The organism is Nitratireductor sp. ATLC21 (genome assembly GCF_057196525.1).
Genome location: NZ_JBXUOU010000006.1, coordinates 109290 through 120954 on the forward strand (window position 1 = coordinate 109290; position 11665 = coordinate 120954).

Consider the following 11665-nt stretch of genomic DNA (forward strand, 5'->3'; position numbering starts at 1 on the left):
TCAGATCCTCACTCTGGTTGCCGGATCAACGCGGTAGACGCTTCGGGCCATTTCAGCACTGACCAGGTCTGCCTTCACGTCGGCCAGCACGCGTTCCACCGGCCGCCTGCGCGGATCGCCAGCGCCGCCACCACCGCCGCCGCGCATCGACACGACGCCACCGGGCGGGATCGAGAAATAGCCCTTCGACGGCAACGGCTCTTCCTTGCCATCGCTCAGCATCCACACGCTGCAATTGGTGCCGGGCTGTCCGCCCGCCAGCGGCCACGGTGGTGAATCGGGCGCGTTCTGCTCCACCTCGGTCTGCACGTCCATCGCCTTCCCGGAGATGTTGCGGTAGTCGGCGCGGATGCCAAGGCCGCCGCGGAATTCGCCCGCGCCGCCGCTGTCGCGGATCAGCTCGTAGCGGTCGATGCGCAGCGTGTAATTGCTCTCGATGCTTTCCGCAGGGATGATAGCGCAGTTGGACAGATGCACGTCGATGCCGCTAGCGCCATCGCGATCGTTTGCCGCCCCCGCTCCGCCGGCGATGATGCCCAGCAGCACCGCGCTGTCACCGGTCTTGGGCGATACGCTTTCGCAGATGAACACCGGGAAGCCGACACACCAGCCTGCCGAGGTGCGACCGGGCGCGATCTGACCCATGGCGTTGACGAGAACATCACAAAGGCGCTCGCAGGCGATGTGCCGGTCGCTGACGGCTGCCGGATGTGCCGGGTTCACGGCCCCCCCTACCGGCGCAACGATCGCGACTGCATCCATGACGCCTTCGTTGACCGGAATGTCATCGGGCAAGATGCAGGTCAGCGCATATTGCACCGCCGAGCGCAGTGACGCCCAAGGAATGTTCATGCCGCCCGGCATCTGCTTGTCGCCCCGCGAAAAATCAAAGGTGATGGCATCGCCCTTAAGGGTGACGTCAACAACATAACGCACCCGCGCACCCGGGGTGATGCCGTTGTCATCGATAGCGCCTTCCGCACTCCAGGTACCATCGGGCAGGCTTGATAGTTCGGCGCGCACGCGCCGTGACGTGTAGTCGATGAGACCGGTGAGGATCGCACGCAGGTTTTCCGCACCATAGGTCTTGCCGAGGCGGGCGAACCGTTCGCGGCCGGCACGCGCGGAAGCGAGCTGTGCACGCAAGTCGCCCATGTTCTGGTCGGGATGGCGCACGTTTTCGCGGATGATATCGAAGATCGCCTGCACAGGCTTGCCGCCCTCGTAGAGCTTCAGCGCCGCCAGCACCACGCCTTCCTGATAGAGCGAGCGGCTGTCATAGGCTGCAGTTCCCGCCACGCGCCCGCCCCAATCGGCATGGTGCGCAATCGCACCGGTGAAGCCGACCAGCTTGCCGTCGTCGCCGAAGACCGGGACGAAGATATTGATATCGGATGTATGCGCGCAGCCCATATAGGGATGGTTGGTGATGAAGACATCACCCTCCGAAACATCGTCGCCCCATTTCGCCAGTGTCGCCTGCAGGGCAGGTGCCATCGCCGCCATCAGGCCTGGCACGTCGAGCGCGCAGGCCAGGAGCCCGCCCTTTGCGTCAAAGACCGCGCAGGAATAGTCACGCAGGTCCTTGATGACGACGCTGATGGCCGTTCGCCTCATCGAAGTACCCATTTCTTCGGCGATGGTTTCAAGGGCGTGACGGACGACTTCAGTGGTGATCGGATCGCGCTTCATTCTGCTGCCCCCGTCTGAATGCGTTCGAGGATGATGTTGCCGCCCGCATCGACGCTCCCTGACACGGCGGGCGTGACGATGATGGTGGCTTCGCGCTCTTCGATCACTGCCGGCCCCGCGATGGATGAACCCGGCTGCAGGTCGCGACGGTCGTAGACGCCGACGTCAGTCCAGCCGGTTTCCTTGAAGTGGACCCGTCGCGTTGTTCGGGGTCTGGCGGCAACGGAATCTGGCAGCGCGCCGATCTGTTCCGAACGTGCGTGCCCCATTCGGCCAAACGCCTCCAGCGAAAGCGAGACGAGTTCGATGCGGCCTTCCGGATTGTTGTGGCCGAACTGAAAGTGGTGCGCCTCGTGGAAATCTGCAGCCAACTTCTCCAGAACATCCGACGTGATCTCGCCGCATGGGAGTTCGATCTCGACCTTGTTGTCCTGGCGCATGTAGCGGAGCTGCGCGGTACGGATCAGGTCGATCGAGGCGCCGGCCGGCATCTTGTCGTTGAGCCGTTCGATCGCCTGGCGATCCAGCGGCTCGAAGACCGCGCGGAACTCCGTCGCCGGCATTGCATCAAGCGGCTGTTCGACCACGCGGATGAAGTCATACTTGACGTCGGAGCTGGCGAGCCCGACGGCCGAGAAGATGCCTGCGCGCTGCGGCACAACCACGCGGCCGACCTCTACGAGCGCGCCAACGGTCAGCGCGTGCATCGCACCTGCGCCGCCGAAGGGTATCAGTGCGAAGTCGCGTGGGTCGTGGCCCTTGTTGACGCTGACGACACGAACGCCGCGCGCCATGGCGGCGTCCGCAATGTCGAGGATTCCCTGCGCGGCCGCCTCCACACTCAGACCCAGCGGGCTCGCAATCCGCTCTTCGACGGCACGGCGCGCGGCATCAACGTCGAGCTTCATTTCCCCGCCGAGGAAGTTGGCCGGGTCGATGCGTCCCAGGACCGCGTGGGCGTCAGTCACCGTAGGCTGTGTGCCGCCGCGGCCATAGCAGACCGGACCGGGCATCGCGCCGGAGCTTTCAGGCCCCACCTTCAGCATACCTGCTGCATCAACACGCGCGATCGAGCCGCCACCGGCGCCAATGGTATGGATGGCGAATTGCGGCACGCGCAACGGCCTGCCTTCGAACATCGATTCCCGCTCGAGGTCTGCGCGGGCGTCCTTGATCAGGCAGATGTCGGTCGAGGTGCCACCCATGTCGAAGGTGATCATGTCGGAATACGGCGTCGATTCCGCGAGCCGCTGCGCGGCAAGCACGCCGGCGGCCGGTCCCGACAGGATCATGCGGTGGGCATTGACCGCGGTTTCCTCCGCCGTCATCACCCCACCGGAGCTTTGCATCACATAGACAGGTGCGGCCAACCCTTCCGCGATCACGCCGCGGCTCATCTCGTCGATGTAGCGGGCAACGAGCGGCTCCAGCGCGGCGCTGATGGCTGTGGTCGAGGCGCGGGGATACTCGTTGATCTCGGGCGCGACATCAGCGCTGACCGTGACCGAGACATCCGGCAACGACGCACGGATCGCCTCCGCAAGCGCCCGTTCGTGCGCATCATTGCGGAAACTGAAGAGGAGGCAGATCGCCACCGAGCGCACGCCGGCTGCACGTAGCGCCTCGATCACGCCGTCGATCGCCGCCTGCGTGAGGGCGATGTCAATCTCGCCGGTGCGGCCGATGCGTTCCTCGACTTCGAAAACGAGCTCGCGCGCCACGATCGGCTGCGGCTTCTGCGCCTTGAGGTCGAACAGGGACGGCCGCATCATCGAGCCGATTTCCAGCACGTCCCGGAACCCCCTGGTGACAAGCAGGGCTGTAGCCGGCAGCTTGTTTTCAAGCAGGGCGTTCGTCGCCACCGTCGAGCCGTGGCAAAACAGGTCCAGTGCTGCAAGGTCGACGCCGTGACGATCCTTGAGCACCCGCAATCCGTCGACGATTGCCTGCGCCGGGTTGGAGGGTGTGCTCGGAACCTTCTCCACGACAGCGCCATCGTCGCGCATGAGGATCAGGTCGGTGAACGTGCCGCCGATGTCAATTCCAAGCACAGTGCTCATGATCAGTCGCGTGGTCCCATGGTTGAAGTCGCTTTCCGGGGGGCACGAGGGCGCGCCCCGGTCGTGATTGGTGGCTCAGATGCAGCTACCCTTGTAGAGGTATTTGGACACCTCCGGATCGTCGATGTTGGCCTGCGTGCCGATGATGGCGCCGGTTCCCGTCTCAGCGACGACGTCTTCGCCATTGGCAACCTTCACTGCCGTCTCGACGGCTCGGTAGCCCATCTCGTAGGGCTGCTGGATGACAAGCGCGTCGAGAATGCCTTCACGCAGCAACTCGATCTGAGCCTCGCTGGCGTCGACGCCGGCGGCCGCGACCGTCTCGCCCACGCCTGCGTTGCGGATTGCACCTGCAACGCCCATCGACGGATTTTCTGACGGCGAAGCGACGCCGACGAGGTCTGGATTCGCCGACAGAAGCGAGGAGAACATGTTCTGGGCCTGCGAGACCTCGTTGCCGGCATGTTGCGTGCCGATGAATTCGATGTTCTCGAAGGTGGCGATCTCTTCCTCGAAGCCCTGAATGCGCTGGTCAACGGTCGAGATGCCGGGGCTGGAGCCAACCATGACGACCTTGCCGCCGTCGGGGCCGATCTGCTCGGCGAGCGCGCGGGCGAGCTGGCGGCCGACTTCGACGTTGTCAGTACCGATGCGCGCCGTCAGCATCGAGGTGTCGTCGAGTGTCGTGTCGACCGCAATCACCTTCACGCCCTGCGCCACGACATCCATCAGCGGCGCGACAAGCGAGGTGCGGTTGGTGGGATCGAGGACGATGAAGTCCGGGCTGCGCGCCAGCACCGAGTTCAGCAGCGGCACCTGATCGGCAGGGCCGTAGTTCTTGGCAGCCTGAACGGTGATGTCAGCGCCAAATTCGTCAGCTGCAGCGCGTGCGCCACAGGCGATGGCTTCGTGGAAGCCGATCTGGATGCCCAGCACCAGTTCGACCTTGGGGCGCACCTCCTGTGTATGTGCCTGCCCCGCAAGGATCGCCATTGCGGCGACCGCCATTCCCAATCGAGCAAGTTTCATCTTCGTCTCCATCTGGATTCTAGGGATCACGGGCAGGTTGCATCCCGCCTCTGCGTCTTCTTGTTGCCGTCGAGGACAAGCGCGGCGCATGTCGCATCATGCTTGCATTCGATGGAAAGCAGTCACCCGTTGCGGCTGTTGCGCCGCCACTGGTCGACGAGGACTGCAGCAAGCAGGACGATGCCAACGGCGACCTCCTGCCAGAAACTCGGAAGCCCGATGATCACCAGGCCGGATGCCAGAACCACCGGGATCAGCACGCCCACAGAGGTGCCGAACATCGTGCCCACACCACCAAACAGGCTGGCGCCGCCGAGTACCACCGCCGTGATGGCGCGCAGATTGTCCATTGAGTGCCCGGCAATGGTGGTCGAGGCAAAACGCGACAGGGTGATGTAGCCAGCCAGCCCCGCGCAGAGCCCGGAGATCGCGTAGACCATCACGAGATGACGGCGCACCTTGATGCCCGCGCGCTCGGCAGCCTGTGGATTGGAGCCGATGGCGAAGGTATGCAGGCCGAAGCGCGTGCGGTGCAGGACAATGCCGGCGACCACGGCGAAGGCTGCGGCGATCAGGAAGATCACGGGGACACCCATGACCCTGCCGATACCGATTGTGTTGACCACGGATCGGGGAACGCCAGTGATGTCGACTCCGCCGGACAGAAGTCGCGCAATACCCAGCGCGATCCCCATGCTCGCCAACGTCACGATGAGCGGCGATAGACGGGTGACGGCGACAAAGAAACCGTTGAGCAAGCCCCATGCCGTGCCGCAGGCAAGCGCAGCGAGCAATCCAACCCATGGTGCGGCGGGATGATCGACTCCGATCGTGCGCATGACAAGAACTGCGCAGACGCCCGACAGCACCAGCACCGAGCCGACCGACAGGTCGATGCCGGCGGTGATGATGACATAGGTCATGCCGACGGCGAGAAACATCATCATTGCCGCTTCGATTGACATGTTGCGGATGTTGATGCCGCTCAGAAAGGCATCCGGCCGCATCGCCACGAAAAAACCGACTATGATCAGCAGTGCGACAATGATCATCATTTCGGGCCTGTCGACCAGAAGGCGGCGCAGCAACGACGGCTGCCGATGGGCTTCTGCGGCGGATGTGGCGCTGGTCTTGCTGCTCTCGATCGTGCTCATCAGGCGGCTCCTTCCATCTGCAGTGAGCCGGTCATCGCGGCCACAAGGTCGTCGGATTTCACCTCGCCATTTCGGAAGCGGGCGACCGTGGAGCCGTGGCGCAGCACCACGATGCGGTCGGATACGGCCATCACGTCGGGCATGGAGTGGCTGATCAGCACCACGGAAATGCCCTGGTCGCGGACGCGGCGGATGAGGTTGAGGACGTTCTGCGTCTGCGCGGCGCCAAGGGCGGCGGTCGGCTCGTCCATGAACACGACGCGCTTTGCCCAGATCAGTGCCCGGGCAACGGCAACGCCCTGTCTCTGGCCGCCAGACAGGCTGGCCACGGGGCCGCGCATGTCCTTCAGGTTGACGCCAAGATCCCTGAAGCGGCTTTCCGTTTCGCGCTGCATGGCCTTGCGATCCATGAAGCCGAGCTTGCCAAGGAGGCCGGGCCGCGGAATTTCGCGCCCGAGATAGACATTTTCCGCCGGGTTCAGGTCCACCGCAAGCGCGAGATCCTGATAGACCGTCTCGATGCCATGCTCGCGAGCGTCCTGCGGCGAGGAGAACGTCGCTGGCGTGCCGTCTACCAGGACTTCACCCTTGTCGATACGGATGACGCCCGAAAGCGCCTTGGTCAGCGTCGTCTTGCCAGCACCGTTGTCTCCGATGAGCGCGACGACCTCACCGGGAAAGACCTCGAGGCTGGCACCCTGCAGGGAGCGTATATAGCCGTAGCTCTTGTGTATGTCGCGAGCCTGGAGGATCGGAGACGCCATGCAGTAAACCCCTGCCTAGTGTTTTGCGCACGTGGACGCGCCACGTGCAAAATTGCCGAAGTCGAGGTCGCGGCCTCGAGCTTTCGAAGTGACGAATTCAGGCAACACCGCACCACCTCACCATGGTTCGCGCGAGGATGCGTGCGCAGTCCCTGACCTCGGAAATACGCACGAACTCGTTGACCGCGTGGGCGTGGCGCAGATCGCCTGGTCCCATCGTCGCCACGGGAATGCCCTTGGCGGCGATGAAGGCGGCATCGCAGACGGCGTTAAATGAATGGACCTGGGGCACCCCTTCCGGCGGTGCGCCAAGCACGTCGGCGCGGTCCATGACGAGCGAATGCATCAGCGGATGGTCGACTGGCGTGTCGAAGACCGGCCAGTGGCTTTCCCAACGGAACACCGGCGGGTTGTGCCGGAGCCAGCTGTCGAGCTGCGCCGCGTGATGAACGTGGCGTTCGATCTCGGCCTGAATGTTTTCGGGTTTCTCGTTCGGCGGATACCAGACGAGATAGCCGATGGTGGCGGCTTCGGCGAGGTAGCCGACGCTTGGTACGCCGGCATCGCCGTGAAAGACACCCGGCGCCATCGAGAACATGCCGGCGGGGAAGGCTGGGTGCGACTTGCTGATGCCCCATTCCTGCTCGAGTTGCTGCAGCGCCTGCAGGACAAGGATCGCTTTTTCGACAGCGTTCACGCCTGCCGCGTTGCCGTCGCCACCCGCACGGATCGAGGGGCCACGATTGCCAGAATGCGTTCCATATCCCTTCACATCGATCTGCAGGTTGAAATTGCCTGCCGACACCGACGTAACCGAGAGCGGATGGGGCTGCGAAGTGGGTTCCACAACGATTGCTGCATCGCCTCCAAAACCGGCCTCAAGCACGGCGGTGGTGCCGAGTTCGTGGCTCATGGTCTCCTCGCCAACAACGGCGTGGATCTGCAGTTCGCCCTTGAGGCGGAGGCCTGAAGCCTCGATGGCTGCGGCCGCGAGAGCTGCTGCGACCAGACCTGACTTCATGTCGGTGGCGCCGAGGCCATAAAGGTTGCCATCTCGGATGGCGCCAGACCAGGGGTTGCCCTCGATCCACTCGGACGGGCGGAACGGCGCGACGGTGTCCACGTGGCCATTGATGAAGAGAGAGCGTCCACCGCCGGCACCGGTCTTGCGCAGGACGGTGTTGGCACGCTGCGGATCGGGAGCGACCGTTTCCGACGCGAAGCCGAAGGCCCCCAAGTAGTTTGACAGAAGCTGGCCGCAGGCGGTTTCGCCTCCCACGACATCGTTGCGCCGGATGCCTGGAAAAAGGGGATTGACGCTATTGGTCCTCACCAGACGTTGCAGGAGTGCGACGGCGTCGGAAGCGAGCGTGTCGATATGCATGTCCAGCAGCGACGTGCGGTCGGTTCCAAGGTCCAGCGTCGTGTCGTCCATATGTTCGGCTCCCCATGGCGTGTGTTGGTCGCCACGCTTGCCTTCATCGGAACCTGTTGTCAGACGTCTGTCAAGAAATTTGTTTGAAGGTCACTTTCTCAGCAGGCTGAAGGCAAAGTGGCTGCCCCTGTGGAAATCCATCGCGTGGTTCACCGGAACGCCGGCATCGGTGAACGTCGTCTCCTCGATCACCAAGGCCGGACCAAAGTCGCGCAGGTCATGGCGGAGCACCACGTCATCGGGCAGCATCTGGGCGCGTACCTTGGCCGACGACATGCGTGGCCGCGCCCCATATCCTTCCAGAACGTCGAGCAGCGACCCAGACCAGTCGACGTCGAAAATCCGGTCGCTGACGACATCGCGTCGAACAAAATCGATGCAATAGACCAGCGGTTCTCGCGCATGCAGGCGCAGCCGCTCCAGCCGTATCACGGTCTGGTCCGGTGTCAGTTCCATAAGGCGTGCGATATCGCGCTCCGGCCTTTCTTCGTGGATAGATAAAACCTTGTTTTCCAATACATAACCGTAGTGTCCGGCCATGTGCGTGATGCTCTCGAACTTGGTGATCGGACGGTCGACATGCAGCGACCCTGCCGCCGTCAAATAGCGCCCACGACCATGTTCGACCCGGATGACGCCATCCTGTTCAAGGAGCTTCAGCGCCTCGCGTATTGTGGGGCGCGATCCACCGAAAGTTTCCTTCAGTTCGGCCTCGGTGGGAATCTTCTCGCCGGGCTTGACCCCCGTTTGCGTCAGCAGCGCCAGGATCTGATCCCTCAACTGCAGCGCCACGGTTTTTCCGGCACGACCATTGTCCAGCATCTTGCGTCTCCTGCGCCTCGTCATCCTGCACAAGAGGTGCCAGTTTTCGGCCTGTGACACAACGGCCAGGATGTCAGATGTCGGCGGGCACGATCCCTCCCTCTTGACTTGACAGGGGAAGTTGCTCATCAATGTTGTCTGACAACTAGAGTCCAGATTTCATGCTGCGACACCGTCATCGACAAGGAAACACGATGCTGAATTTCGACAAGGAACGATTTCTGAATATTCAGTCCGGCGCCGTCGCGCTCGCTCAGGATCTGGAAAAGACGATCGGCAGGCTCATGGAGGAGGGCGCCCCCAACATCCACTTCCTCGGTGCGGGCGGTGCAGCCATCCTGATGCAGCCGGCGGTGCAACTCCTGCGTCGCAGGTCGAGCTTCCCTGTCTTTTCCGACAACATCGCGGAACTGATGGCGGGCGGCTCGGTCAATCTGACTGAGAAGTCGATCGTCATCCTGCCGTCGCTCTCGGGAACGACCAAGGAAAGCGTCGAGTTTCTTGCCTTTGCCAAGGCCAAGGGCGCGACGGTGCTGACGCTGGTCGGTCATGCCGAAACGCCGCTTGGCAAAGGGGGCGACCATGTGTTCGTGAACTTTGCAGCTGACGATACCTCGTCCGAAAGCTTCTACATCCAGTCGCTGATCGCGGCACTGGCGGTCATGAAACAGCTCGGCGAGACCGACAACCATGACGCCCTCATGGCCGAAATGCAGAAAGTGCCGGCGGCGCTCGTGGCGATGAAGGAGGCGTTCGAACCGGAGGCTGAGGACTTTGCGCGCACCCTTGCAGCCAGCGACTACCATATCTTCACTGCCGCGGGTAATGCTTGGCCGGAAGCCTTCTATTTCGGTATGTGCATTCTCGAAGAGATGCAGTGGATCAGAACTCGCCCCGTGCACGCCTCCGATTTCTTCCATGGCACTCTTGAACTCGTTGAGAAGGGTGTCAGCGTCGTGCTCCTGAAGGGTGAGGACGAAATGCGTCCACTCGCCGACCGCGTCGAGCGTTTCGTGCCGCAGATCGAGGGAAGTCTGACTGTGTTGGACACCCGCGCCTTTGCCGCCGAGGGCCTGTCGGACGAATTACGCGGCTACCTGTCGCCGGCCTTCCTGGCGACGGTTCTCGAGCGAGCCGCTGCGCATCTGGAGGTGTTGCGCAATCATCCGCTGACTACCCGCCGATACTACCGCCGTGTCGCGTACTAAGCACAAGCCCCGCATCGCGGCCGTCGGCGACAACTGCATCGACGTTCTGCTGCCTCCCATCGACCGACGTCTGGTGGGGGGCAATGCGGTGAACGTGGCAGTTCAACTGGCACGGCTGGGTGCCAATGCGTTCTATTTCGGTGCGGTCGGCCGGGACGCGCAGGGCGAGCTCGTCGCCACTGCACTGCGTGAACACGGCGTCGACACCGGCCATCTGGAGCGCCGAGACCTGCCCACCTCTCACACGATTATTTCTGTCGACGATGCAGGCGACCGCCACATGGATCACGAGGAGTTCGGCGCCTGCGACGGCTACGCTCCAGACGGTGCGGCGCTCGAAACCTTGCTGACCATGGATCATGTCCATATCGGCTGGCTCAACGACGGCGGGGCCTTGCGGCGGCGCCTGGTGCAGGCACGGGTTTCGGTCTCGCAGGACATTTCCGTCAATTCCGAACCAGAGCATCTCGGCGTCGAAGGCCTTGACCTGGTGTTTGCCTCATTCGAGGGAAACCATCAGGGGGCCTCCGCGAAGGCCCGGCGTCTGCGCGCGGCAGGCGCACGCGACGTCATTTTGACCCGTGGCAGTGCCGGCAGTTCGATCTTCGTCGGTGTGGAAAGTTTCGAATGTCCCGCAGAAAAGATCACCCCGATCGATACAACGGGCGCAGGGGACAGCTTTGTTGCTGCCTACATCTACGCCCTATTTGCCGGAAATTCGCCGCGGTACGCCGCGGCTGCAGGTGCACTTCTTGCCGCAAGAACTTGCATGCATCTGGGTGGCTTTCCGCAGGAGCGGTTCGGCACTCTGCATTGATCGGACGCCCCCGGTAAGCTCAACGTGCCAGAACTAAGCGCACTGCGTTGGCAATCCGACTGATCCGTGGCGCAGTGGAAGGAATAACCGGCTTTTCCTGGAGGCGATGCTGTGGATTGTCCGAACGGGCAGCCCATGACGCGATCTTTCAGCTCAGTTCGGCAACTGGAGCACGGCCTTTTGGCGGTTCCGCGATTGGCGCGAAGCCGATGTTTTCAAGAGGATTTTCGATGCCTTGTCGGAGGAGCCCGACATGGAATACGCCATGGTCGACGACACCATCGTCAAGGTCCACCGGCACGGCCAGTGACCTGATGTGGTGGACGGCCTCCGCTCCCGGCATCGCGTTGTGCCAAAGTGTGGCTGTCGAAAGTCACATGAGGGAGAGCCGTCCATGGAAAGGGTTAGCACAATCGGTCTGGATATCGCCAAGCACGTCTTTCAAGTGCAGGGGGTTGATGCGGAAGGCGCGGTCGTTGTCCGCCGGAAGCTGCGTCGCGACGATGTCGCACATTCTTTACATCTTGGTTCCGTTGCAAACTTTCGTCGCGGCACAGAAACTGCGGAGCGACAAGAGCTTCACGCCGCGACGATGATTTCAAACTGCTCGGCAATCGACGGATTTGGATTGCAGGCGTACCTCGCCTGTCGTTTGCGCATCATGTGGATCATCTCGATCCCGGC

9 protein-coding genes and 2 pseudogenes are annotated in these 11665 nt (G+C 62.7%); 4 read left to right on the forward strand and 7 right to left on the reverse strand.

The features are described from left to right. The 7 genes from AC2CHD_RS20850 to AC2CHD_RS20880 form a co-directional block, all read right to left on the reverse strand. Window positions 1-1692, reverse strand: a complete 1692-nt coding sequence (locus tag AC2CHD_RS20850) for a hydantoinase B/oxoprolinase family protein (protein ID WP_484555186.1) — start codon at window positions 1690-1692, stop codon at window positions 1-3. Beyond that, window positions 1689-3752, reverse strand: a complete 2064-nt coding sequence (locus AC2CHD_RS20855) for a hydantoinase/oxoprolinase family protein (RefSeq protein WP_484555187.1) — start codon at window positions 3750-3752, stop codon at window positions 1689-1691. The genes AC2CHD_RS20850 and AC2CHD_RS20855 overlap by 4 nt, the downstream gene beginning before the upstream one ends. Window positions 3753-3827: 75 nt before the next feature. Continuing rightward, window positions 3828-4781, reverse strand: a complete 954-nt coding sequence (locus AC2CHD_RS20860; protein ID WP_484555188.1) for a substrate-binding domain-containing protein — start codon at window positions 4779-4781, stop codon at window positions 3828-3830. Between the two features lie 122 nt (window positions 4782-4903). Continuing rightward, window positions 4904-5935 (reverse strand): ABC transporter permease, encoded by a 1032-nt coding sequence (locus AC2CHD_RS20865; protein WP_484555189.1) that lies wholly within the window; start codon window positions 5933-5935, stop codon window positions 4904-4906. Beyond that, window positions 5935-6699 carry an ATP-binding cassette domain-containing protein gene (locus AC2CHD_RS20870; protein WP_484555190.1) on the reverse strand — a complete coding sequence of 255 codons (765 nt, stop codon included), beginning with the start codon at window positions 6697-6699 and terminating at the stop codon, window positions 5935-5937. The genes AC2CHD_RS20865 and AC2CHD_RS20870 overlap by 1 nt, the downstream gene beginning before the upstream one ends. 97 nt (window positions 6700-6796) lie before the next feature. Beyond that, window positions 6797-8134: a M20 family metallopeptidase gene (locus tag AC2CHD_RS20875; RefSeq protein WP_484555191.1), complete on the reverse strand. Its 1338-nt coding sequence runs from the start codon at window positions 8132-8134 to the stop codon at window positions 6797-6799. 90 nt (window positions 8135-8224) lie between these two features. Beyond that, a complete protein-coding gene (locus AC2CHD_RS20880; RefSeq protein WP_484555192.1) occupies window positions 8225-8956 on the reverse strand; it encodes a GntR family transcriptional regulator in 732 nt (243 codons plus the stop codon). Between the two features lie 194 nt (window positions 8957-9150). On the opposite strand from AC2CHD_RS20880, the gene AC2CHD_RS20885 reads away from it, so the two are divergent. The 4 genes and pseudogenes from AC2CHD_RS20885 to AC2CHD_RS20900 all read left to right on the forward strand — a co-directional run. Continuing rightward, window positions 9151-10164, forward strand: a complete 1014-nt coding sequence (locus tag AC2CHD_RS20885; protein ID WP_484555193.1) for an SIS domain-containing protein — start codon at window positions 9151-9153, stop codon at window positions 10162-10164. Then, the gene (locus tag AC2CHD_RS20890; protein WP_484555194.1) at window positions 10151-10981 is read left to right on the forward strand and encodes a PfkB family carbohydrate kinase; all 831 of its coding nucleotides are present in this window, start codon (window positions 10151-10153) and stop codon (window positions 10979-10981) included. Before AC2CHD_RS20885 ends, AC2CHD_RS20890 begins: the two co-directional genes overlap by 14 nt. A gap of 49 nt (window positions 10982-11030) precedes the next feature. Continuing rightward, window positions 11031-11285 (forward strand): annotated as a pseudogene (locus AC2CHD_RS20895) (transposase); the annotation flags it as partial. A 90-nt stretch (window positions 11286-11375) separates the two neighbouring features. Next, window positions 11376-11665 (forward strand): annotated as a pseudogene (locus tag AC2CHD_RS20900) (hypothetical protein); the annotation flags it as partial.